Below are 24,823 nucleotides of genomic sequence, written 5' to 3' on the forward strand. Positions count from 1 at the left end.
TATGGTGACCCGTGGGGGAATCGAACCCCCGATACCGCCGTGAAAGGGCGGTGTCTTAACCGCTTGACCAACGGGCCATGTTGTGTAAGTGGTGACCCACCCGCGACTCGAACGCGGGACACCCTGATTAAAAGTCAGGTGCTCTGCCAACTGAGCTAGTGGGTCATGATAGTGTACTAACCGAAAGTAAGTTGGCTCCTCGAGTAGGACTCGAACCTACGACCGATCGGTTAACAGCCGATTGCTCTACCTGCTGAGCTATCGAGGAATGAACAAACTGGAGCGGAAAACGAGATTCGAACTCGCGACCCCCGCCTTGGCAAGGCGGTGCTCTACCGCTGAGCTATTTCCGCACGAATGCAATCCATGTTTTTCTTTCTTGCGACTGCTCATTTATAATACCAAAAAATTTAGATAGTTGTCAACAAAATTTTTAAAATATTTTTTACCCGGTCTATAGTAGTCAAACATTTGTAACACAACCTGTGAAAAGGGCTATTTATATAGATAGTGATTCCCCTATTACAAGCGGAATAACTCCCTGTGCATAATCTATCAAAAAAAGTTGCAGCAAAATATAACCTATATATTTTGCTGCAACTTTTAGTGTTATTTGTTACCGGAATCTATCCCATATTCCTCTTTCAATATAGATATCACCTTCTCTTTAATGTCCGGTAGTGTCTCATAGCAGAGGCTCCAAACTGGTCTTTTACCAAATTTGTACTCATAGGAAACAAGATACGGAATGGCAGCAATCAGATTCCAAGATAAGTCCTGATGTTTCATTTTAAACTCTTCTGACGTTCTGGTCAGATATGTCCCAATGAAATGTAATTTCCAAGCAATTCCATCTTCTACCATATCATCCATGAATGTATCATCAGTAAGCAGCTCGCCCTGTTCGCCTCGTCCTTTATATCGTTCCACCGACGCATCCAGCTTATGGATTAACTCCAACGTATCTACTAGTAGCTTTTTATTATCCATACACACCCCTACATATGAATTGTATATCTACATATTGTTTGAAAGTAGTACTTCTTACCGTCCGTCTTGGCGTTCTGACCCTGGTCCATCGACGGCTACGTTTACGCTAGCTTCACCGAATGTTTTCATGTCGTTCAGCATGTGCATGCCCGCATCCAGAACCGATAGCCCCATAGTAGAACCTAAGGCTTCATCCATTTCAAAGCCGTAGAATAGATGTGGCTGAATACCTAAATATTTCATTTGCGCTTTTTGCACAGGTTCTCCCATATGAACAGATGGGAACACGTAATCCATGACCGCTTCGTTGATGCATTTCGCAGCGAGTACGGCTGCGCCTGTTTCTGCTGTGTCGAAAACTACCGCCATGCGATGGCTTGCCGCCCCTAGGATAAGTCCTGTTAAGACCACCACGTCTGGAGATCCTACGGTCGCCAACACATGGGCTCCGTCTTGGCTAGGCAATTGGTGTTCTGCCAAACTGGCCGTCAATTGTTTTGCTTTTTCTTGAATGCTTAAAGTACAATTATTTTCTGTCAACAACTCTGCCATCGGATATCCTGTGATTCCTGCTGTCACCGCCAAGGCTGAAAGTAAGCTTCTTTCACCGACAGTACCGATAGCGATGGTTTGGTACCCTTTTTCACTCAATTCATCGGCTAAGCCAAAGCCTAATTCTAAACCTCGTTCTACGATATCAGGTGTCAACGCCGCATGCATACGGAAAAATTTAGAACCTTTCGCTAGTTTATGTTGGCGGACCCCTTTGATATGACTAGTATCCAATTCTAGACCAGCATCTACTAAGAACACATGAGCCCCGATTTTCTTTGCTGCTCCATGGGTTGCAGAGTGACCAGATGCCAATCGTTCCATAGCTTGTAAGCTTTCTACGCCATGCGTTTGGTTTTGTGGTCCATCCACAGCGATGTCGGCACCAACGATGACAACAGCATGACGAAGGTGGTTCGGTTTTTCTTCTTTCAGAATCCCTGCGATACGTTCTGTAATACCTTCCAAGCGCGCCAAGGAATACAATGGTTTTGTTAGATTGTCGATGCGCAAACGGCATTCCTCCATAGACGGTTTATGCAATGGTTCGATGACAAAATTACGCATGGTGCTCACCTCCTGCAACTTCGTGGAACATGTCCACGGCTAAGTTCAACATTTGCATTTGCATAGACCCTCCAGTGGCCTCACCGAGACAGAATCCAAGGTCTACATAGGCTTCGAGGCCCAATGTTTTCAACGCATCTTTGTGAGCTTTTTCAGCCGACAAATGGGATGCCATCACGTAATCCATGGTGTGCGGGTTCATAGCGTGTGCAATGAGGGCGCAGGCTGTGGTGTTAAATCCGTCGATGACCACCAATGCATGATTCGCTGCCGCCCCTAGGATAACACCTACTAGGCAAGCGAACTCTAACCCTCCTACGGCAGACAAAATGCCCAATCCGTCTGTGGCTGGAATATCCGCATATTTCACTAACGCATCGTAAACGACTTTTTGTTTTACTTTCAATCGTTCGTCTGAAATATTCGTACCTCGTCCCGTTGCTTCATCCGCTGAAAGTCCAGAGAACTTTGCTGTGATCACCGCACTAGACGTAGTATTACCGATACCCATTTCGCCCACTAGGAAGGTGTTAAAGCCTTCTTTCACTTTTTCTTCTACGAAAGCGATACCTACCTCCACAGCTTCGATGGCTTTCTCCATAGGCATAGCCGGTTCTTCTAACATGTTATTCGTACCATTAGGCATTACCTTACGATGGTGTAAACCTGGCACAGCGGACATATCCGCCGCCACCCCTACGTCGATGACTTCAATTTGAGCGCCACAATAGTTCGCCAACGCATTGGCTGCAGCACCTTTTGGAATCAAGTAGTTCATAGTCATATGCACCGTTACCTCTTGTGGGTAGGCACTGACACCGATTTTTGCCACACCATGGTCACCAGAGGCGATGATCATACAAGGCTTAGGAGCTGTTGGATTCGGTTGATTCGTCGCCGCTGCATAATGCTCTACCATGGTCGCTAACTTACCATACGAACCATATGGAGTCCCCTTACTCCACTGTTCCCCAATTGCTCGTTCAATCTCTTTATTCCGCGGCACAATGCGCGCCAACGTACTTTCATATAAACTCATACGTCCTCCTATGTGAAACCCATCATAAGAATACAAAAAAGCATAGCCCTAGACTATGCCAAGTTGATTCCATTATAAAGTATTTTTTGATCAGTTTCAATTTTTATATTCATTTTGTTTTTGGAGTGGAGTCGCCCACATGTATGTTGTAAAAACTGCCCTCCGCGAAAGTTTTGACAACATACATGCGGGCTTCCGATACAATAGCATAGATGAAACTATAAAAATTGAAACAGACCCGGGGAAAATAAGCGGGAAGAGAGTTACTTGTTTTTGTATACTTCACGTCTATGTGCTACTTCTACTATAAAAATAGTAACTTCTGTATCATTAATTTCCGCAAATAATCGATAATCTCCTACTCTATATCGCCATACGCCAGAAAGATTTCCTGTTAGCATTTTTCCGTGGATTCTAGGATCTAATGTACCTACTAAATATTTCAAAACCCAATGTTTTATCATCCTTGCTATGGATGGGTCTAACTTTTTAATTTGCTTTATAGCATGTTCTGAAAATTTAACCGAAAACACTAGATACCAAGCTCCTTCCAAACCTCTTCATGATCATAAACTTTTCCATTATGAAGTTCTCGTCTTGCCTTTAAAATGCGTTCCTCATTAATTTTCAATTCATCCTCAATCGTATCTAGCACTAGATTACGAATAAAGGAAGATACATTTAAGTTATTAGCAGCCACATACGCTTGAATCATTTGGCTCTCATCTTCAGATAAACGTAAAGAAATGGTAGTAGCCATAAATCTCCCTCCTTTTTGTAATACAAGTAATACCTCAATTACAGTATATCACATAAACACCCTCAGTCAAGAAAATCACACACTCTTTAATCGGAGCTCAAACCACATCCTGCTCCCTCCAGGTCGCCCACCGCTCGGAGCGGTCTAAATTTCTACCCCTCTATAAACGCAAAGAAGCCCCCATGTGTTTCGTCAAAAACTTTCACGTAGGGCAGTTTTCGGGGCCTACATGGGGGGCTCAAAATCACATTCTTTCCCTCTAGGGAGCCCCGCTCAGAGCAGTTTAAATTCCTTCCTCTAATAAGCGCAAAGGAGCCCCCATGTGTTCTGTCAAAAACTTTCGCGTAGGGCAGTTTTTGCGGAATACATGGGGGCTCCTCCCCACACTTTCACGATATGGAATTTAAACCGATATGAGCGAACGACCTCTCCATTTTCCTGACTGCCACCGCCACATGAATATGAGCGCCCGTATGATTTCATCAATAGCCATAGCAATCCACACGCCTACGAGTCCCCATCCAAGGACGATGCCAAAGTAATAGGACAAGGTCACAGCGAACATCCACATGCCAAAGACACCTACGAACACAGGAATCCGAATATCTCCCGCCGCTTGCAAGCATTGCACCAACACAATGTTAGCGCCACGTCCAATTTCCAAGAATATTTCGATGAACAAAACGGCTTTCGCCAAATCGATAATCTCCTGATTATCCGTCACAAGGCGCATCACAGGTTCACAGGCAAAGTAAAAGAAGGTGCTCAATCCCACGCCAATAGAAACGCCTGCTGCTGTTGTGAGCCACACACGACGAGACACCTCTTCTTCTCGTTTAGCTCCCATGAGGAACCCTACCACAATTTGTGCTGCATTAGCCAAGGCAATGGTGTACATATAGCAGAAGGTAGCGATGATATACACATATACTTTTGTTGTAATCACCACGAGCCCCATAAGGTTCACCATTTTCATAATCACTGTCTGTGACATTTGGTACGATAAAGTTTCCCCACCAGAAGGAACAGAAATAAACAACAACTGTCGTAACGTTTCCCACCGGAATGGGCGCAAATAGTCCACTTTCAGACGAGCAGTCAACAAGGATTGATGGCACCAGATGATAAGACCTAGTCCCAACGCCTTGCTAATGACCGTCGACAAGGATACCCCTAGTACGCCCATGCTTGGAATTGGTCCCCAACCGTAGATAAGGGCGTAGTTCAAGATAATATGGACCACATTCATGACGAGAGCAATCCACATGGCAATACGTGGCATGGAATGTCCCCGGAACATCGCTACATAGGTCGTATAAATCCCTGTAACAGGAATGCTAGCTGCCACGATATTCAAATAGAGCGTCGTTTCTTCCATAATCTCCGGTGGTACACCAAGCCATTCGCATAAAGTTTGATGAAAGATAATCACCACAGCCCCTGCGATAGCACTAAATAACGTATGAAAGACTACGCTAATGGTATACACTTCATCAATTTTATCAGGCCGTTTAGCCCCCAAATATTGGGCAATCAAAATGGTGGTGGCTGTACTCATAACAATGAGCAAGAACAAGATTACATTAATAATCTGGTTCGCATTGGCTACGGCTGCCACTGCTGTTTCTGCATATTGACTAAGCATGAATTGGTCTACATTACCCAATAACATCTGTAAAAATAATTCTATAAAGATAGGGACACTAAGTGCCCCTACAGATAAGGATATGCTTTTTGTTACTTTCATTCTACTTCGTATTCAACTTTCTCTAATGCACCGTTCTCCACTAAAGATTCCCAGCTCGCTACTAAGCGATAGCGGGCTTCTACTTCCGCCTCTTTCCAATGTTCCCCTTCAGGGAACCATTCGCTTGGCACCTTACTACATTTAGTGAAATTTAAGGTATATCCCATAGAGCACACTTCTTTAGATGCCCACCAGGCTCCTACACGGTCGCGGCTATCTAAATAGACCGAGTCTAAGCCGGTTTCCGCTACCCAAGACATAATTTCTGACCAATATTCTTCTGGAACTACACTATTAACCAATGTTTCTTGTAAGGCTTGATTCGCCACTTCTAAAGGGTTTTCCACCCCTACACCTGGTGTATTTTGCACTTCCTCTAGCACTTGGTCTACAATATTTTGTGCTGTGTCTGTCATACTATCGCTCCTTTCTATGTATCCGTTCTATATATACTTTGCCCTATATTTCCAGAGCTTGTAATATATCTTTGAAAGATTCCCTTATTATACATAATACTATACTACATCTATTTTTTATCTATAGTCAAACTTGGCAAGCGGTCACGAATTTCTTTTCCTCGTGTTAAATACTGCCCCAATCCATCACCATTATCATCGGCTTGAAGTAAGGCTTTCACCACTTCTAGTTCCTGCTCCACCTTATGAATAGCCTCTAATACATTATGGCGATTGCCATAGATAATCTCCTGCCACATGCTCGGCAAACCACTGGCAGTACGGGTGCTATCTCGTAAACCTCCAGCAGACAAGCTCATGCGCTTATCTCCCAGCTCGTCTCCGCCTACAGCAGTAATCATGACAGATGCCAGCATATGCGGCATATGGCTCACCATGGCCAAGCACCCATCGTGGCGTTTCATATCCACGTATTCAATACGAGATCCCACAGCACGGCCCATGTCAGCTAACTCCTGCGCCACTGTGGCATCGTAGGCTGGCTGCTTCTCATCTTCTAGGACAATCCATCCCATCTTTTGAAATAAGTCTTTATGAGCTTCTTCATAACCGCCTTTTTCAGAACCTGCCATAGGATGTACAGATACGAAGTGCACACCTTCAGGAATATACGCATACACAGTATTGGCAAATTCATCTTTTGCACTGGACACATCGGTCACCACTTGTCCTGGTCGGAAATGATGAGCTACTTTCACAAAAAGTTCGCTATTCGTTTGCGGTGGCAAGGCAAATACAACAATATCTGCACCCTCAATCACTGCTTCCACCGCCGTGAAAGCCTGCGACACACAGCCATCAGCCAGCGCTATATCACAAATTTCCTGTCGTCGGGCATAGCCAATGACATCGTATGTTGTATATGCTCGCAATGCTTTCGCCAAGGACGCCCCTAGCAATCCTAATCCAATAATGCCAACCGTTCGTGCCATCTATTCCTCCTACACGTAACCTCGAGAAATGTATCTATCTACCCTATACAGGTCCTAAGATGCTCTTAACATCCACACTTACTAATAAGGTACAGCTACTTTTACAAGCATCTGTACCCTTCATTCTGTATTTATTAGTTCTACCACGAATTATAGATTCGGTCAACTTTTAATTATGCCGAAATATCACTTTATGCGATCATATTTACAACAACATTACCCTCTATAATTGTCCTTACCAACTGAATCACACAAGAAAAAGAATCTCGTGCCTTTCTTTTTATATTCCATCTATTCTATGCGCTTGTAGTACGACCTCTATCCCATGCCAAGATAAATATTGTAACAATGATAAGCGTCATGCCGATCATATCCCACTGAGAAAACTCATTGCCCAATAGCAACCATGCCAACACCGCTGCCGAGATAGGTTCTATGGATGAAAGTATAGACCCCGTTACAGCCCCTACACGTCGCACCCCTTCTAGGTACGCATTAAAGGACACCACTGTGCCGAAGATGATAATACTCCAGAACCCACCGTGCGCCCATAGATCCCACACAATCCCTTCAGAACTTGGTTGTGTAGCAATCCATGCAAAAGCTCCACCAATGAGCATCCCAAAGCCCACGATAGGGGCTGTACCATACTTCTTCAATAAAGGCACTGGTTGCAATGTGTATATACCAACTGCCACCGCTGACAACATACCCCACAATAAAAGGGTATCATCTAAGGCAGAGATATCCCACACCCCTTGCAGTGCGATGATGCCTGTACCTAACGTAGCCAATACGACACTACATACCTCCGCCACTCGTGGTAACTGTAGACGGGTGATAGAAATGTATAAAATAATGAGTGCTGGCCCTACATATTGCAAGACCGTCGCAATCCCTGCTCCTGCATAGGCGATGGCTTTAAAGTAAGTATATTGGCACATCCACATACCAAGGACCCCAAATATCACCAACCGTAATGTATCTTTCCAGTCGGAAAAGACCTTAAAAATAGAGGCTCTTCCTTGGTAAAAGGCCACTGCTACCGTAATGACACCGGCAATAGTCAATCGCATGGCCACTACCCATTCTGCAGACATCATGCGCTGTTGTTGCACAAATTGTGAGCACATCCCAGAAAAGCCCCACAAAACAGCACCTAATGCAATGAGTAACATGCCTTTCATTACATATGCGTTCATACCATCCTCCCTTAGTCACTAGTGAAATTTTCCTTATAATCATTATGCCAGCTGTAATTATACGCTCTAATCCTAAACTTTCTCCAGCACCTTTATCTGTGTCTGTGTCTGTGTCTGTGTCTGTGTCTGTGTCTGTGTCTGTGTCTGTGTCTGTGTCTGTAAAAAATTATATGGTACAAACATAAACTATCCAAGCTTATGTTTACTTACTTAATAAACTCTTATGAATTTTCACAACAACCTTACGGATTTGTTGTATCTCATGAGGGGCAATCAAGGTGCGGTGTAACTCGCCAGGATAAAAAATACAATAATCCCCTGGACGCACATCGATTTTTAAGGTGCCACCTTGCGTAGGATCATAGAAATAACAATCCTTATCATCATAGGCCTCTACCACATCAGGAAAAGTCTGACGAATGAGAATCTCCATTTGCTCTTCCCCAGTCACTAGAAATTGTACATCCATGTAATCCTTATGCCCTTCAATCTTCGTCTCCTCATAGATCCGTGTATTCACAATATCCACATTAGCATACATCAAATCACCTTCAATAGGGTATCGACCACCCTCAAACGTCATGAAATCATGAGCTTTCAAAAACTTAAGAGCCCGTTCCACCGCCTTCGGATAGTGAAACTGTTTGTAATCTATAGCAATATTTTGATAAATCATAAGTTACTCCTTTATCGTTATATCCTGCGAACCGTGCATCCTCATAGCACCCTCACATGAAGCGTATCTATCTACTGTTACTATACTAGCATAGCCATATAAGGTCAAACACAATTTTGAGGATAACATGGATATATTAGACTGTATCATTATCTATTTTAACAACGCTACTTTTATTCTTTCACAAACTGTGATATACTAAAAGTAACAAAAGAAGAGCCACCAACGTGCAGCTAGCGTTAGGCTCATCTCAAGAACTACAGAAATTGAAATTGCCTAACGTGTGAGGTCCGCAAAACCTCTATTCGTTAGGCATTTTCGTTAGCTATAAAAGCAACGAACAACTTCTACGATTAACATAGAAAATTGAATCAATAAAGATAATTTCTCATATGTAGTCATAGTACCACCTCCTCCCATATTAGGAAGAGATGAGCCCAACAACACGTCGATGACTCTTCAATTAGTATTATACCACAAAATTACTCGTATTGTTAATATTTCTCAAAAAAATACCCCTGAGGAACGCAATGATGCGTAGTAGCCTTGTGGCGTCTCTTTACTGACTAAATCATACAAACCCAAGAAGAGCACGGTGTGCCCCGAACAAACATTATGAAATACCGTTTGAGAGGGGTATACCGTGCTCTTCCCTTTCGCTATTTAGTTAAAAACGCCACAGGCTACATAGCATCACAAGTTACGACTCTTCGTGACCCGCAAATCCTGCAATTATTGTTTCCGCTTGTTTATGTAGTACTTCTTCGTATCCATTGAACTCCATATTAAACACACCTTGTCCTTGTGTCATGGAGCGCAATACTGTTACATAATCCAACATTTCTACCAATGGAACTTGGGCTTTCACCACAGTGATCCCTTCACGCACGCCTTGGTCCATGCCGAGTACGCGACCACGACGGCTATTCAAATCTCCCATAATATCGCCCATAAATTCTTCTGGGCCGATGACATTCACATTATACACTGGCTCTAACAAAATCGGTTTTGCATCAGGCACACCTTTTTTCAATGCTTGAGCTGCTGCCATTTTAAAAGCCAACTCAGAGGAGTCCACTGTATGATAGGAACCATCTAATAACGTCACTTGGATGCCAATCATCGGATACCCTGCCAAAAGACCTTTTTCCAATGTTTCACGAACACCTTTTTCTACAGCTGGAATGTATTGACGTGGCACAGCACCACCAAAGATTTTATCGATAAACTCGAACTCTCCTTCATATAGCGGAGCAATACCAAGTTTCACATGTCCATATTGACCATGACCGCCACTTTGTTTTTTATGTTTACCTTCTACTTCCACTGTACCACGAATGGTTTCACGATACGGAATGTATGGCGCTTCTAATTTTGCCCTAACCCCATATTTACGTTCCATTTTTTGTAAAATATGTTCTAAATGCACATCTCCCATACACCGCACTTGCATTTGACGACCTTCTACATCTTTCACTACTTCACAAGTAGGATCCTCTTCGGAAATACGTGCCAAAGCATTAGCTAATTTTTCTTCTTCCCCTTTTTTCTCAGGTACCATCGCCACACGATATAGTGGTTGTGGGAATCGAATTGGTGCATATTGTACTTTAAATTCCGCTGTACCAAAGGTATCTCCTGTTTTCGTTTCTCCTAGTTTAGGAATAACTACGATATCCCCAGCTTTTGCAACCTCTACTGGCACTTGTTGTTTACCAATTAAAGTCACCATTTTGCCCCATTTTTCTTCTACATCACGGGTCACATTATAAAGTTTATCTCCTACTTTCAATTCCCCAGAGAAGACACGAACAAAACTTTGTTTTCCCGCAAATGGGTCAAGAATTGTTTTAAATACAAAACCCGTAAACGGTTTGTCTGCCACCACAATATGCTCTTCCTTAGAATCCACACCGATAGCGGTCATCACTTTTTTCGTCGCATCTGGCATATAGCGAATCATGCGATCTAGCACTTGGTCCATACCAATACGACTCAAGGCAGTACCACACATAACAGGACATACACGGCCCGTCAACATACCTTCGCGCAAACCTTGACGAATTTCTTCCAAGGTCAATTCTTGTCCGTCTAAATATTTTTCTAGTAATGTATCATTACCTTCTGCAGCTGCCTCCACAGTCATTTCACGAATTTCTTCTACTTTATCGGATAGTTCCGCTGGCACTTCCACTTCTGTCATCTTACCGTTTTCATAGACATAAGCAGTCCGTTTCGCCACGTCTACCACACCTTTGAAAGTAGGCCCTTCACCGATTGGAATCTGCAATGGCATGATAGCTTTACCAAATAATTCCCGCATTTTTTCCAAGGTACCAAAGAAGTCTGCTTTTTCAACGTCCATTTTATTGATGAAAGCCATACGAGGCATTTGCAATTCTACCCCATACTCCCACGCACGAATAGTATCAATTTCTACGCCTGTACCAGCAGATAATACCATAAGCATACCGTCTGCCGCACGCAAAGCAGAGCGTACTTCCCCATGGAACTCGGAGTAGCCTGGAGTGTCGATAAAGTTAATTTTATGACCTTTCCATTCACAAGGAGCCATACCTAGTTGGATCGTAACATTCCGTTTGATTTCTTCTGGCTCAAAGTCCATGATATGTTTATTATCTTGACCTTTGCCAACAAAGTCTACAGCACCACAAGACAATAACAATGCCTCTACTAATGCTGTTTTACCCGCCCCGTCATGGGAGACCACCGCCACGTTTCTGATCAAATCACTAGTATATTCTTTCATGAACATCGTCCTCCTTTACAGCCGAAAACAGTCTATTGTTTTAAATAATTCTACATATTTTTTTAAACTCCTTTGAATAGACTGAAATTTATATATGCAAATTACGCATAGAATAGACCTATGTATGAGAAAAACTATTGTTACGAATACTTTCTCAAATATTCAAGCCTACTCCGTTACTTCTCTACTACACTAAAATTTTACTAGGTAAATTCTATAGTTTGTGGTATTCTAATAAATATATGTCATTTCAGAGTATACATGGGAAGGGAGTTATATAGTATGAAAGACAATGAATCAAAGGCGTCATTGCATCGAGGGCTGAAAAGTCGTCATATGCAAATGATCGCATTAGGAGCCTCTGTGGGGACAGGCCTCTTCTACGGATCTGCTCCCACAATTCAACTGGTAGGACCAGGTGTTATTTTCTCTTATTTATTAACCGGTATCTTTATTTTCTTTTTAATGCGTATGTTAGGAGAAATGTCAGTTCGTGAACCTGTGTCTGGCTCTTTTACCTATTTTGCCAGTAAATATTGGTCTTCTTTTGCAGGCTATTTATCTGGTTGGAATTACTGGATCCTGTACATGCTTGCGAGCATGGCAGAACTGGCTGCCATTTCAGTATACTTAGATTTCTGGTTACCAGGCATTCCTCATTGGATTACTACCCTCGCTTGTATTACACTAGTCACCGTGATTAACCTCATCAATGTGCGTGCCTATGGAGAAGTAGAATTTTTTGCATCCCTCATTAAAGTAGTTGCTATCATCGCTATGATTGCTTTTGGTATCTTCCTCATTTTCTTTGGAGATATGGGTACATTTCCACAAAACTTCTCTAACCTTTGGGTTCACGGCGGGTTATTCCCGAATGGTGCTTATGGTTTCATCGCCTCTATCGCTGTGGTGATGTTCTCTTTTGGTGGAGTGGAACTCATTGGTATCACTGCTGGGGAAGCTGAAGATCCTGAAAAAACATTACCAAAAGCGATTAACGAATTATTAGCTCGTATCTTGATCTTCTATGTAGGTACAATGACTGTGATCATGGCATTATCTCCATGGAACGAACTAGGTACCCATGCGAGTCCATTTGTTCAAATCTTTACAAACATCGGTATTCCAGCAGCAGCCCATATCTTAAACTTCGTTGTTGTTGTGGCTGCCTTATCCGTATACAATAGCTTGCTCTACAGTAATTCTCGTATTTTGCATAGTATGGCATTATCTGGTGATGCGCCAAAAATCTTCAAGAACTTAACAGCTACAGGGGTACCATTGATTGCTACCTTATTCTGTGCAGCCTTAGCCTTGATCGTTGTATTCTTGACATACATCTTCCCAAGTGCTAGTGATGTATTCTTGCAATTGTTGGCAATCATCGTAGCAGGCTTGATTATTGCATGGTTCATCATTCCAGTGACACACCTTAAATTCCGCAAGCGCTTTGCTCGTGAAGGTCGCCTAGATGAATTGAAATTCAAATCTATTTTATATCCATTCACAAACTACTTCTGCTTTGCTTTCATCGCTATGGCAGTAGGCGTTATGTTAACGATGGATTCCATGCGCACATCCATCTACATTATTCCAGTTTGGATTGGCGCTCTGTACATTGCGTACCGACTTAAGAAAAAATAAAATATGAATACTAAAAAGGATAGCTGAGATATTCTCGGCTATCCTTTTATTGTTATTATATTATTAGAATGAATTTGTAAGTCTCTAGCATGACTTGAGTATGTCTACATTTAATTTAAAATGTAGCACTTTTCCTACTTTGGTAACCACTAAATGGTCAGATGGTATTTCTTTTAATTTACTATCTAGAGTTCGTTTACTCTTACCAATTACTGCTACAATTTCATCCTTGGTAGCGCCTGAAAAAAGAGAAAACATACTCGCTTGTAATGCTACAAAATAAATATCTTGTATCACTTGGTCTGTAATTTGGTTCTTTTCTACAAATCTTTCTAACTTTTTTTCCGCTTCACGTAAACGCTTCACTCTCGTTACTAATAACTCTTTTGCATTTTTTATCGTTGCTTCTAACAGAGTTAAAAACTCAATAATAAAATATGTTAAATCTCCACGGTTATATTCTGAATTAGTGATGATAAATGCATCATAATATTTCTTCTGATTATCTTTTATCACCTTGGAAAGTCTAAGTCCAATCAACGGATGGTATTCCCGTGAAATATATTGGGAGGAAATAATCCTAGATGTGCGCCCATTCCCATCATAAAAAGGGTGAATATATCCAAACAAATAATGGTAAATAGCGACACGAATTGGCACCTCAATAGTATCATCATTAAGTATACGAAGCGCTTCTGTCATCGTATCAATGATAGTCGACTCTGGAAACAGTCCTTGATGAATAATCTTATCGGTTCCCGTCTTTACATCTACACTATCTGCTCGGAATAACCGCCCATCAGGACGATCCTTCTCTTCAATTTCCGACCACAAAAAAGATTCATAAAACGTACGTAACTCTTCGCAAGTCCTTATCGATACACCTTCATCAGTGACATGTAATACTTGTTTATACTTTTCAATAATACTGTGAAAACGCAAAGGTCGATTACTATCAAACTGTTCCAAAGACTCTTTGATTTCACGCCGACTACTACGTACCCCCTCGATATCATTACTGGATTTTATCTCATCTACTAAAAAACTATTCATAAGATGATTCAGTAATACATTAGGCATCGGTTGAAGTTCTTTAATAAACTCTGTCGTTTCCTTGTAAATGCGCAATACTAAACTCATCATTTCAGGGGCATAACAATAAAACGCTGGAAATGATACTTTTCGATTATATTCTTTGATAGCGATTGGCAAATGTACCGTAAACTCATGTTGGAACCGTTCTTCATATCGTTTCTTCCAATCTGCCTCAGATTTTCTATATAGTTTGTACAGCGATTCATATTTCATAGGACCCTCACTACTGAAAGAAACATAACGTTCTACATTTCAATGGAAATTTTTGCACTTTTTGCAAACGAAATTTTCTTCAATGGAAAAAATCGCATTTTTTGCAAATGAAAGCATTCCCTTTATATTTAGATAGTACTATATTTTGGATGTTCCAACAAGAAGCAGTTTTGCTAAGTATTATAGATGTGATAGTATACTAGTAACAACTAACGTCGTTATTTACGTTTTATTTACGAGGTAGCTCAATGGCTTGGCTTGAAATTACATTGACCACGACGCACGAAGCGTCTGAACTTATCACGGATACTCTGCTTGCTCTAGGAGCGGAAGGTGTCTACACAGAAGATCCTTACGAATTTGACCAACTCACAGATGATGGATTTGGAATTATCAAACCTGAACGAGAGGAACTATATGATTCCTCTGATGTCACTGTGAAAGCCTATATAGATCCCGATCTATATGGGATTGACGAGTTAGAGACTCTCATCAAAACCGAACTACAGCAGTTGCAAAGTACTTTCACCATGGATTTCGGCCCCCTCAATCTATCTATTACCATAGCTGACGAGTCTGGTTGGGACGATTGGAAAATGCAATATCCTCCAATTTCGATGACGGAACATTTGACGATTATTCCTGATTGGGCGGAATATAGCCCGCATGAAGAGGAGCGAGTGATCCGCATAGAACCTGGCATTGCCTTTGGCACTGGCGACCATCCAACCACACGATTGGCTATTCAGGCTATGTCTCAATATTTGACCCCTGAAAGTACCGTCTTCGACGTAGGCACAGGGTCTGGCATCATCGCCTTATCCGCAGGAGCCCTTGGCGCTCAATCTGTCACAGCTTTCGATCTAGATGAAACAGCCACCACTAATGCACAACACCACGTTGAAATGAACCAGCTAGGGTCCGTGGTGCAAGTACAAACGAATAACTTGCTGGAAGGCATTAGTGCCACCGCCTCTATTATCGTGGCTAATATTATTACCCCTATCTTGTTACGCTTATTGGAGGATGCCTATCGCTGTCTAGAACCAAAGGGAGTCTTCATCATGAGCGGTATCCAAGAAGGGGAAGAACAAGAACTCATCAATGCTGCCAGTGCTGTTGGGTTTGTCAATCTATCTATTACAACAGAAAATAACTGGGTCTGCATCATCTGTCATAAATAATAGTTGTTAGCAATTTCAACATCTCCCCCTAGTTACCTTATACTTAATATATCAAAAAGTAAAAAAAGCACGATTCTAAAATTTATTGCACAAAAAATGCGATTTCGAGCACGATTTTAGTTTTCGCGCTTTTTTCGCGTTTTTCTATGCCATGTATAGCATTTATATTATTACATAGATTTGCTTACAAGCTAATCTATTAGCCTATTCTTTGTCATACTTCTACAACAATTTTCTGCCCTGTTCGCATGTGATAGCACACCAGACGATAGGCTCTTAGAGCAAAGGATTTTCCAACCTCTTGAGCATCTGCATACAACGGATCATGTACTAGCGGATGCCCTATATATGCCATGGTCACTCGAATCTGATGGGTTTTGCCCGTCCATAATCGAATGCACACTTCTGTTGTATCTTGGCTTTCATCATAAGATAGGACTTCATATTCTGTTTTTGTCATTGCTCCCTCTGGGTGCACTTCTTGATGAATGCCGTCTATACTTTTGCGTATAGGTAACTTTAATACACCTTGCGACTGTTCTACTCGACCTTTTACAGTGGCACGATACCATTTCTCCAATCGGTTATCATCCATCTGCAATTGGTAATAATGCTGCGCCAACCCATGCTTAGCTACTACCACCAAACCCGATGTATCTCTATCTAAACGATTTAAAAATCGCACTTTTCCATAGATTTTATGTACTTTAAAATAGTGAGCCACTCCATTCGCTAAGGACACTTGCCCTTTCGAGTTCATCGTGATCCCCGATGGTTTATCCACGATGAGAATATCTTCATCTTCATAGGCAATGACTAGTGGCATCTCTATTGGGTCGTGGTCAATGCGCTCTTTTAGAGGTAGTATCTCTAGCACCATCCCCTGTGAAAGCCTCGTTTTCGCTGTACAAATCCGTCCATCTAATCGAACACCTTTTGCCGAAAAGAGGTCTTTCATTGTTTTTCGTGGGAATTGATGGGCAGCAAGCCATTCTCCTACCGTCGTCGCTGTTGAGTTTTCAATTGTATATGTTAAGGTGCGTTTGTCTTTCATACGGTTTCCATTTCATCTTAGTTATTGATGTCTAGGTCATCTTCCAATACGTATCTTTTAATACATATTTTTTAGATCCTACTTGCTATATATCCATGCTTTCGTCAAAATACAGCAATGGCTTTTTACTTTTTCTCTACTGTCCTACCTATATTTTACCATATCCGGCCTTATAAAACGTCTCTCCTTAGCAAATAAAATAGTAGAATTAACAATGATAAAGACGATTACATTTCTTTTTTGCAAAATATGCTATCCTATATACAAAGAAGAGCAAAACGTGTGGTGCGTTAAGCTCATCAAAATATGTTTGTTGTGCCTAACGTGATGAGATACTTCTCTTTACATTAGGCACGGTTTCTTTTATAAGAATACTACTTATGTCGTAGCATTACATATAAGGTGATAATCGCTACTATGAGCATCAAGAAATTAAAAGCTGTAACGCAATAGTATGTTGTGTTGCAGCTTTTATTTTATATACAGCATCTGGCTATATTTGCATTACGCTTTGCCTCATACTAGAACTTTATATATTACATTACTCACTAAAATTATTATATAAACTAGTGCGCATCTAATACTATGATAACAATTACCTATAATGATTGACACATATATAAAAGTTTCTACTTTCACTCAAATGTATACGACACACAAATGCACTGATACTAAGCATGCAAAACCTATATCATTCTATCTAAAATGTGAATTCCAATTCAGTTGACAGACATTCCCATAACTTATATAATGATAATATATATCACTAACAAGTAAGGCTACTTTATATAGAAGGTACTTTTTATACTCTCCCCTTATATATAAGTAGTCTTTCTTTATGTGTAAGGTTTGTGTAAATTTTTACAGAAAGGTGTGTTTCTAATGAATGAAATGTTATCTATTTTCCAACAAGGCGGACCGGTGATGTACCTGTTCCTAATTATCTCTGTGCTCACCATCGCCATCGGTATTGATCGCGTCTTAGTATATCGTAAAACAGCTGGTGCCAATCGTTTAGTAGAGGAAACAATGGCTACTAAATTTGCCCAAGCCGATGTGAAAGAAGCCTTAGCTTTTGCCGAAGAGCATCCTGACAATGTATTGGCTCAATTGGTAGTAGAAGGTTTAACAGCTCATCAAGATGGATTTGCTGTAGAACCTACTTTAGAGGCGCAAGCTATGCGTACTGTCAATGTATTGCAAGACCGTTTAAGCTTGTTGAGTACCTTTGTTACATTAGCTCCTATCTTAGGTTTATTAGGTACCGTTGTGGGTATGATTGACTCTTTCAGCGTACTAGATTTATCCAACGGTCAACCAATGGCAATTACATCCGGCGTAGGGGAAGCATTGGTAGCGACTGCTGCTGGTTTATGTGTTGCTACAGTCGCTCTTGTGTTACATGCTATTTTCTCCCGTAAAGTCAACTTAATCGTATCTGACATGGAACAAATGATGGCCTCCATCGTTCGTTTCCTTCATAAAAAGGAGAATGCCTAATGAAACTTCGGAGTATGAAAGTACAAGAAGAACCGAAGTTAATGATCATTCCAATGATTGATATCATCTTCTTCCTTCTTGTGTTCTTTATGATTAGCACCATGACTATGGTACAACAAAATACGTTCAAAGTGGGCTTACCACAAGCTAGTTCTGCTCAACTCGATATGAATCAGCATGCAAACATTACTGTTATGGCAGATGGCAATATTGCTTTCAACAAAGAAAGTCTCGACAAAGAACAATTAATCCGTCGTGTGCAAATTGAATTGCAACGAAATCCTGATTTACAAGTCATTCTAAACGGTGATAAAGACGTCAACTATGGATTTGTCATTGAAACATTTGATGCTTTGAAACAAGCAGGTGTGAAAAAACTATCCATTGCCGTAGAAAAGAGGTAATCCGTGAAGGAAGATAAATTTTGGAAATACGCCCTCTACATCTCCTTAGCGGGTCATATCGCACTCATCCCTGTGGCGTCTGCCATCTTCAATAAAGTAACGGAACCATTCCATGAATCAACAACTACGTTCTATGAAGTAAGTATGGCTGAAAGCGCTCAAGAGCAGGCATCTGAAAATTCACAATCTGCGGAACAACAACCTCCACAAGAGGAAAGCACTCCATCAGAACCACAAGAAGCAGTAGCCGTTCCTGAGATTCCAGAATCTATGAAACCGGAACCTCGACCAGAACAGCCAAAGCAAGAAGTACCAAAACAAAAACCAAGTACCTTGCCTAAACAACAACCGATTACATCACCGCAGTCTAACGCAGCTCTCCAAGCTGCCGAAGCAGCTGCCCGTGCCAAAGCGGAGGCCGATGCAGCCGCCCGTGCCCAAGAACAAGAAGCACGGACAACCGTGGTTAACTCTCCGTACCCTCTGGCAGACCCAAAACCTACGAACCCAACACCAGGGCAAACCGGTACCGTATACGTAACAGCCCGCATCTATGAAAGTGGCCAAGTAGCAGACGTCGAAGTATCCGGCGATGCAAACAGCGCCCAACAAAACGCAGTCGCTGCCTACGTACCAACCATCCCATTTGCCCCTGGCACCAACAAATTCGGTGATCCATTACCATCCGTCGTAAGATTCTCCGTAGTCTTCCGATAAAACTTTGAGTTTTATAGACAACTGTGTTATACTAAACATAACAAAAGAAGAGCCACCAACGTGTCCAAGGCGTTAGGCTCATCTCAAGAAAATAGAAACTTGAAAATGCCTAACGTGTTAAGGTGTATCAGACCTTATTCGTTAGGCTTTTTCATTACTTATTGAAGAAACGAAAAATTTCTAGGAGTAATTTTAAGAGTTGTAGTAATACAGCCCATTTATTAAAATTTCTCATAGTATCACCTCCCCCTGTATCAGGAAGAGATGAGCCCAACTCACGTTGATGACTTTTCTATATTTTCATTACAGCACTTTTTAGCAAATCGTTAATTTTTATGATGGTATTTTTTTGTAGATTTTTAATATCTATGCTATTCTATAGCTAGAAAGTTAATGAGTTCCACATATGAACAACAACCCCTCACGGCCGGGTACCGTGGGGGTTTTGCTTTTTTCCCTCCCTGAGCGCACTCGTCAGCGACATAGAGCAAAATTTGCTAGTATAGACAATCGCAAAAGAGCACGGCATACTCAAAACTCATCGTAAGCCACGCAGTCATGCGTAGTAGCCTTGTGGCGTTCCTTTATTTCCTAAATAATCTAAACGCAAGAAGAGCACGGTGTGCCCCGAACAAACATTATGAAATACCGTTTGTGAGGGGTATGCCGTGCTCTTCCCTTTATCATATTTGGATAAAAACTGTCATAAGTCTACATAGTGAAATAAGACTCCACCCCTGAGCGCACTCGTCAGCGACATAGGGCAAGATTTACTAGTATAGACAATCGCAAAAGAGCACGGCATACTCAAAACTCATCGTAAGCCACGCAGTCATGCGTAGTAGCCTTGTGGCGTTCCTTTATTTCCTAAATAATCTAAACGCAAGAAGAGCACGGTGTGCCCCGAACAAACATTATGAAATACCGTTTGTGAGGGGTATGCCGTGCTCTTCCCTTTATCATATTTGGATAAAAACTGTCATAAGTCTACATAGTGAAATAAGACTCCACCCCTGAGCGCACTCGTCAGCGACATAGGGCAAGATTTACTAGTATAGACAATCGCAAAAGAGCACGGCATACTCAAAACTCATCGTAAGCCACGCAGTCATGCGTAGTAGCCTTGTGGCGTTCCTTTATTTCCTAAATAATCTAAACGCAAGAAGAGCACGGTGTGCCCCGAACAAACATTATGAAATACCGTTTGTGAGGGGTATGCCGTGCTCTTCCCTTTTTCCTATTCAATTACAAACGCCACAGGCTACATAGCATCTCAAGGAGCTAACCACAAGCGAAGCTCGTCGATTGCCCTTTCTTTGGCTATAATCCCATGGGAACTCCACACCTGATTCGTCACCACGTGTACATGTCCTTCTTGTACCGCTGGAATGGTGTGCCAAATTTCCATAGCCTGTATATCCTGCAATTCTTTTCCCACTTGATCCGTAGTCATCCGATTACTTGCCCCGTAAGCTGAGCTAACTAACAAGTATTTCGCATCGATATCCGGTAACATTTCATGAGAAACGGCATTATTACTTTTACCATCTAACGCTAATGACTCTGTATCCGGTGTAATATTCAGCAAATCAAAAATAAATCGACTATTTACACTAGAGGAATACGGATATAAGCGTATTTCTTTTTTCATGACCCGAATGTAGGCTAGTGGACTATCTCCAATGCGAGATTTTATAGCCATACGAGCCTCTTTCACATGATTATAGTATTGACGCAATCGTGCTTCTGCTTGCTTTTCACGGTGCAGCACCATGCCGATGGTCAACAAGGCCCGCTCCGCATTTTGCAATTCAAAAGCTGCGGTGGGCGCAATTTTACTCAACGCATCAAAGGTACTACGAGTGAAGGAATCACGCATAATAATCAAATCTGGTTTTAACGCCTCAATTTGCTCTAAATTGATGGTCTTCGTTTCCTCGTTAATACTGATATGCTGTACACCTTGCGCATCTAGTTCATTGTGCAAGTAAAAGTTATCCCGATTGTAAGCCCCTACCATAGGTGCTCCTAATGCATACATAGGGTCTTCCATACGGATGACCACGATACGGTCCTGCTTATCAGGGATGACAGTAGTACCATATTTATGGTGCAATACCATTTTTCCTTCTTCATTGGTAATGAGCTTCTCTGCAGACTGTTTTACTTTCTTGAAGCGAGCGTTCATCTCTTTCGTGATGGCCTCATCGGTGTCGAGTCGCTTTTCTTTCACTACGGAACCTTCTCCTAAACGAGGGGCGCCCCAGCTACTGAAAGTTCCACTCACTAAGCCATACACAAGACCTACTACAATCGCTAATGCAGCTGCCCAGCCGAGATAGGATCCAATACGACGTCCCATCATAATGCACCACCTGCTTGTTTCGCTTTTTCCACCGATGCATGAGTATAGGCAATACAGTAGGGACGATTCGTCCGTGGGTCATTCAAAATGATGGAATCGACACCAAAAATTTTGCTCAACATTTCTTCTGTTAATACCTCATGCGGTGTTCCTTGAAAGTGCACATCCCCATCTTTCATAGCAATAATATGGTCCGCATAACGCGCCGCTTGATTCAATTCATGAATGACCATGATCACTGTTTTCTTATATTCTTGGTTCAATCGTTCCACTAATTCTAATACATCCATTTGATGAGAAATATCTAAATAACTAGTAGGTTCATCCAAGAATAGAATATCTGTATCTTGCGCAATCGCCATAGCAATCCAAGCCCGTTGGCGTTGACCGCCGGATAAATTCTGAATTGGTATATGAGCAAAGTTATGCAAATCCGTCACATCAATGGCCCAATCAATTAACTCACGATCTCGTTGGCTTTCACGTTGCAAAATACCAGATTTGTGGGGCGCACGACCATAACTAATGAGATCACGCACCGTCAATGATCCTGGCGCCATCGGATTTTGCGGTAAAATCGCCAACTGTTTCGCCAATTCCTTCGTATCTTTTTTATGAATATCCTCGCCATTTAAAATGACGGAGCCCCCTTTGGGTGCAATGATTCGGCAAATCGTTTTCAACAGAGTGGATTTACCGCAACCATTGGAGCCAATCAAGGCAGTTACCTTTTCCAAGGGAATTCTAATATCTACGTCCTTACTGATAATCTTATGTTCATACCCAGTAGAAACGTGTTGTAATTCAAATGCCATATCTTATCCTCTCGTCCGTGCCAATACATATAGAAAATAGGGTGCCCCCACCAATGCTACGATAATGCCTACCAACATTTCATCTGGTGCAATGATGACTTGCCCTAACCAGTCTGCTGAAAGTAACAATAGAGCTCCTAATAATAGGGTCACTGGTAAATAATAGCGATGGTTCACACCTACTAAACGCCGTGCAATATGTGGCGCAATTAAACCAATAAAACCAATACTACCGCCTACAGCGACACAAGAAGCAGCTACAACGACTGCAATGCAAAGAAAGGTAACACGTTCCTTTGTAATCCGTGCCCCTAAACCGATAGCGGTTTCTTCATTTAAATTCAGTACATTTAATTTTGTGGAGTAGCAATATAAAGCTATCGCACCAATCGCTACAATCGGTGCTAAGACCATTACATGGTTCCAGCTATTTCCAAAAATCGTACCGATGAGCCAAGTATTGATTTGATTAAATTTATCTGGACTTAAGGTCACCATAGTCACCATTTGTACTGCATGAATACCTGTAGATACAGCGATACCATTTAATATTAATGTCATCGGCGACAAACTACGACCTTTTCGATACGACATACGGAAAATAATTAGCGCTGCCAATCCACCGCCAATGATGGCAAAGAGAGGTGCTTTCCAAATTGTAGTTATCGCATTAGCTGGCTCAAAATAGATGTATAACATCACCGCTACACCAGCGCCTGCATTGACACCGAGCACGCTAGGACTAGCTAATTCGTTACGAGTGATAGTTTGAAAGATAGCTCCAGATAGAGCTAAACCTGCACCGATACAAATAGCTAGCACGGATCTAACCATACGGAAGTCAAAAACAATGCGCTCTTGCCATTCTGTCCCATAGCCGGCGATAATTCGCACTAAATCCATATAGGAAAACTCAGAAAATCCCGTTCCTAAATGGATTACAAACATCACTGCCAACGCTATTAACAACCCAATAGCCCATAGGGTAAATCGTCTACCTTGATGCATTAGTTAGCCTCCTTTCGATTCGCTAAGTAGAGAAAGAAAGGAACCCCTACTAAGGCGGTTACCGCTCCTAAAGGCACTTCAAATGGTGGCGACACCACACGTGCCACCGTATCTGCTACGATGACCACAATAGCACCTAAAACAGCAGAAAAAGGAATCACCTTTTCATAGCTGAGACCTACCATGTAACGAGCCATATGTGGCACAATGAGTCCCACAAAGCCGATAGGTCCTGCAATGGCTACAGCAGATCCACTTAACAGTAATACAGTAAGACCTGCTAAGAGGCGAATTTGGGTTAACTTTCCACCTAAACCAACTACCACTTCATCGCCTAAGCTAAGCAAGGTAATTTGTTTAGAAATGGCCAAGGCAATTAGCACACCGATAAGAGTCCAAGGAGCTACTAATAACACTTGCTCCATACGAACACCACCAATACCACCAGCTGTCCAATAGCTCATATCTTGCGCTACATCAAAGAAAACAACTAAAGCTTGTGTAATGGCCATAAAAATAGCACTAATAGCAGTACCCGCTAGGGCTAAATATACCTTAGACCCCTTCGCCATACCTCGATTGGCTAAGTATAAAATACAAGCCGTTGCCAATCCAGCCCCTAAAAAGCTAAATAATATAGTCATATTTAAACTTGCCATAGGGAAGGCAATCATAGCAATAGCCAGACCAAAACTAGCCCCTGCATTAACCCCTAAAATAGAAGGACTCGCCATCGGGTTATTTGTAATCCCTTGCATGAGCGCTCCTGCGACGGCAAAATGAATACCGCAGATGAAAGCCACCAACAATCGAGGTATACGAATTGTATTAATGACGATGCTATCTGTATTCACAGAGCCACTCCAAATACTGTTCCAAATCATCTCTAGTGAAATGGACCTCGCTCCTACCGATAAGAATACAAAACTACCTAATCCTAAGATAAGTAAAGCCACTATCATTTGACCTGTAAACTTACCAAAGAAAGATGTATTCCTGTCCGATGTATAGGATGAAGATATCTCTTTACGCACCATGTATCTCCTTTCTTGTATATACTGAAAACTACTTTATTACATAAGCATAGGAAAAGAAGCTGTAACACAATACAGG

Annotated in this window: 24 protein-coding genes and 4 tRNA genes; 6 read left to right on the plus strand and 22 right to left on the minus strand. The window is 41.8% G+C overall.

Annotated elements, in window-relative coordinates; all coding sequences use genetic code 11:
• Positions 1 to 2: 2 nt before the first annotated feature.
• The 13 genes from EO127_RS06140 to EO127_RS06200 all read right to left on the minus strand — a co-directional run bounded on the left by EO127_RS06140 (position 3) and on the right by EO127_RS06200 (position 8,265).
• Positions 3 to 77, minus strand: a tRNA-Glu gene (locus EO127_RS06140).
• A 12-nt stretch (positions 78 to 89) separates the two neighbouring features.
• Positions 90 to 165, minus strand: a tRNA-Lys gene (locus EO127_RS06145).
• A 27-nt stretch (positions 166 to 192) separates the two neighbouring features.
• A tRNA-Asn gene (locus EO127_RS06150) sits at positions 193 to 268 on the minus strand.
• A gap of 10 nt (positions 269 to 278) precedes the next feature.
• Positions 279 to 353: transfer RNA gene (locus EO127_RS06155), tRNA-Gly, on the minus strand.
• A 256-nt stretch (positions 354 to 609) separates the two neighbouring features.
• Complete coding sequence (locus EO127_RS06160; RefSeq protein ID WP_127448593.1) at positions 610 to 990, minus strand: hypothetical protein; 381 nt, start codon at positions 988 to 990, stop codon at positions 610 to 612.
• Positions 991 to 1,044: 54 nt separating this feature from the next.
• Positions 1,045 to 2,109: a nicotinate-nucleotide--dimethylbenzimidazole phosphoribosyltransferase gene (locus EO127_RS06165; RefSeq protein ID WP_127448594.1), complete on the minus strand. Its 1,065-nt coding sequence runs from the start codon at positions 2,107 to 2,109 to the stop codon at positions 1,045 to 1,047.
• Entirely contained in the window at positions 2,102 to 3,148 is a 1,047-nt protein-coding gene (cobT, locus tag EO127_RS06170; RefSeq protein WP_127448595.1) for a nicotinate-nucleotide--dimethylbenzimidazole phosphoribosyltransferase, read from the minus strand. Before cobT ends, EO127_RS06165 begins: the two co-directional genes overlap by 8 nt.
• Before the next feature lie 263 nt (positions 3,149 to 3,411).
• Positions 3,412 to 3,681: a type II toxin-antitoxin system RelE/ParE family toxin gene (locus EO127_RS06175; protein WP_127448596.1), complete on the minus strand. Its 270-nt coding sequence runs from the start codon at positions 3,679 to 3,681 to the stop codon at positions 3,412 to 3,414.
• On the minus strand, positions 3,681 to 3,908 hold the full coding sequence (gene relB, locus EO127_RS06180; protein ID WP_127448597.1) for a type II toxin-antitoxin system RelB family antitoxin: 228 nt from the start codon (positions 3,906 to 3,908) through the stop codon (positions 3,681 to 3,683). The genes EO127_RS06175 and relB overlap by 1 nt, the downstream gene beginning before the upstream one ends.
• A 403-nt stretch (positions 3,909 to 4,311) precedes the next feature.
• Positions 4,312 to 5,655, minus strand: a complete 1,344-nt coding sequence (locus EO127_RS06185) for an MATE family efflux transporter (RefSeq protein WP_127448598.1) — start codon at positions 5,653 to 5,655, stop codon at positions 4,312 to 4,314.
• Positions 5,652 to 6,071, minus strand: coding sequence for a hypothetical protein (locus EO127_RS06190; RefSeq protein WP_127448599.1), 420 nt, complete (start codon positions 6,069 to 6,071; stop codon positions 5,652 to 5,654). The genes EO127_RS06185 and EO127_RS06190 overlap by 4 nt, the downstream gene beginning before the upstream one ends.
• Before the next feature lie 110 nt (positions 6,072 to 6,181).
• Entirely contained in the window at positions 6,182 to 7,063 is an 882-nt protein-coding gene (locus tag EO127_RS06195; RefSeq protein WP_127448600.1) for a prephenate dehydrogenase/arogenate dehydrogenase family protein, read from the minus strand.
• Between the two features lie 296 nt (positions 7,064 to 7,359).
• Positions 7,360 to 8,265, minus strand: coding sequence for a DMT family transporter (locus tag EO127_RS06200; protein WP_127448601.1), 906 nt, complete (start codon positions 8,263 to 8,265; stop codon positions 7,360 to 7,362).
• Positions 8,266 to 8,309: 44 nt separating this feature from the next.
• Between EO127_RS06200 and EO127_RS08775 the strand changes: the two genes are divergently transcribed.
• On the plus strand, positions 8,310 to 8,450 hold the full coding sequence (locus EO127_RS08775) for a hypothetical protein (RefSeq protein ID WP_206169254.1): 141 nt from the start codon (positions 8,310 to 8,312) through the stop codon (positions 8,448 to 8,450).
• Positions 8,451 to 8,467: 17 nt separating this feature from the next.
• On the opposite strand, the gene EO127_RS06210 is transcribed toward EO127_RS08775, so the two are convergent.
• The 3 genes from EO127_RS06210 to fusA form a co-directional block, all read right to left on the minus strand.
• Complete coding sequence (locus tag EO127_RS06210) at positions 8,468 to 8,941, minus strand: YhcH/YjgK/YiaL family protein (protein WP_127448602.1); 474 nt, start codon at positions 8,939 to 8,941, stop codon at positions 8,468 to 8,470.
• A gap of 321 nt (positions 8,942 to 9,262) precedes the next feature.
• Positions 9,263 to 9,361 carry a putative holin-like toxin gene (locus EO127_RS08940; RefSeq protein ID WP_371412864.1) on the minus strand — a complete coding sequence of 33 codons (99 nt, stop codon included), beginning with the start codon at positions 9,359 to 9,361 and terminating at the stop codon, positions 9,263 to 9,265.
• Between the two features lie 280 nt (positions 9,362 to 9,641).
• A complete protein-coding gene (fusA, locus tag EO127_RS06215) occupies positions 9,642 to 11,711 on the minus strand; it encodes an elongation factor G (protein ID WP_127448603.1) in 2,070 nt (689 codons plus the stop codon).
• Between the two features lie 282 nt (positions 11,712 to 11,993).
• Here fusA and EO127_RS06220 point away from each other — a divergent pair, with 282 nt between their 5' ends.
• Positions 11,994 to 13,355 carry an amino acid permease gene (locus tag EO127_RS06220; RefSeq protein ID WP_127448604.1) on the plus strand — a complete coding sequence of 454 codons (1,362 nt, stop codon included), beginning with the start codon at positions 11,994 to 11,996 and terminating at the stop codon, positions 13,353 to 13,355.
• 84 nt (positions 13,356 to 13,439) lie between these two features.
• On the opposite strand, the gene EO127_RS06225 is transcribed toward EO127_RS06220, so the two are convergent.
• Positions 13,440 to 14,663, minus strand: a complete 1,224-nt coding sequence (locus EO127_RS06225) for a Fic family protein (protein WP_127448605.1) — start codon at positions 14,661 to 14,663, stop codon at positions 13,440 to 13,442.
• Between the two features lie 248 nt (positions 14,664 to 14,911).
• Here EO127_RS06225 and prmA point away from each other — a divergent pair, with 248 nt between their 5' ends.
• On the plus strand, positions 14,912 to 15,847 hold the full coding sequence (gene prmA, locus EO127_RS06230; protein WP_127448606.1) for a 50S ribosomal protein L11 methyltransferase: 936 nt from the start codon (positions 14,912 to 14,914) through the stop codon (positions 15,845 to 15,847).
• Between the two features lie 214 nt (positions 15,848 to 16,061).
• Here the strand turns inward: prmA and EO127_RS06235 are convergent, their stop codons facing one another.
• Positions 16,062 to 16,901 carry an RluA family pseudouridine synthase gene (locus EO127_RS06235; protein WP_240646030.1) on the minus strand — a complete coding sequence of 280 codons (840 nt, stop codon included), beginning with the start codon at positions 16,899 to 16,901 and terminating at the stop codon, positions 16,062 to 16,064.
• A gap of 882 nt (positions 16,902 to 17,783) precedes the next feature.
• On the opposite strand from EO127_RS06235, the gene EO127_RS06240 reads away from it, so the two are divergent.
• Genes EO127_RS06240 through EO127_RS06250 form a run of 3 tightly spaced genes read left to right on the plus strand, consistent with a single transcriptional unit; the run spans position 17,784 to position 19,522 of the window.
• Complete coding sequence (locus EO127_RS06240; RefSeq protein WP_127448607.1) at positions 17,784 to 18,401, plus strand: MotA/TolQ/ExbB proton channel family protein; 618 nt, start codon at positions 17,784 to 17,786, stop codon at positions 18,399 to 18,401.
• Positions 18,401 to 18,805 (plus strand): biopolymer transporter ExbD, encoded by a 405-nt coding sequence (locus tag EO127_RS06245; protein WP_126937935.1) that lies wholly within the window; start codon positions 18,401 to 18,403, stop codon positions 18,803 to 18,805. Before EO127_RS06240 ends, EO127_RS06245 begins: the two co-directional genes overlap by 1 nt.
• 3 nt (positions 18,806 to 18,808) lie before the next feature.
• Positions 18,809 to 19,522, plus strand: coding sequence for a hypothetical protein (locus EO127_RS06250; protein ID WP_127448608.1), 714 nt, complete (start codon positions 18,809 to 18,811; stop codon positions 19,520 to 19,522).
• 1,273 nt (positions 19,523 to 20,795) lie between these two features.
• Here EO127_RS06250 and EO127_RS06255 read toward each other — a convergent pair.
• Genes EO127_RS06255 through EO127_RS06270 form a run of 4 tightly spaced genes read right to left on the minus strand, consistent with a single transcriptional unit; the run spans position 20,796 to position 24,747 of the window.
• Entirely contained in the window at positions 20,796 to 21,887 is a 1,092-nt protein-coding gene (locus EO127_RS06255) for an ABC transporter substrate-binding protein (protein WP_127448609.1), read from the minus strand.
• A complete protein-coding gene (locus EO127_RS06260; protein WP_127448610.1) occupies positions 21,884 to 22,702 on the minus strand; it encodes an ABC transporter ATP-binding protein in 819 nt (272 codons plus the stop codon). Before EO127_RS06260 ends, EO127_RS06255 begins: the two co-directional genes overlap by 4 nt.
• A gap of 3 nt (positions 22,703 to 22,705) precedes the next feature.
• Entirely contained in the window at positions 22,706 to 23,710 is a 1,005-nt protein-coding gene (locus EO127_RS06265) for an iron ABC transporter permease (protein ID WP_127448611.1), read from the minus strand.
• Positions 23,710 to 24,747, minus strand: coding sequence for an iron ABC transporter permease (locus tag EO127_RS06270; RefSeq protein WP_240646032.1), 1,038 nt, complete (start codon positions 24,745 to 24,747; stop codon positions 23,710 to 23,712). Before EO127_RS06270 ends, EO127_RS06265 begins: the two co-directional genes overlap by 1 nt.
• Between the last annotated feature and the right edge of the window lie 76 nt (positions 24,748 to 24,823).

Origin of the sequence: Veillonella sp. 3310 (assembly GCF_003999875.1) — a bacterium.
Lineage (GTDB): Bacteria > Bacillota > Negativicutes > Veillonellales > Veillonellaceae > F0422.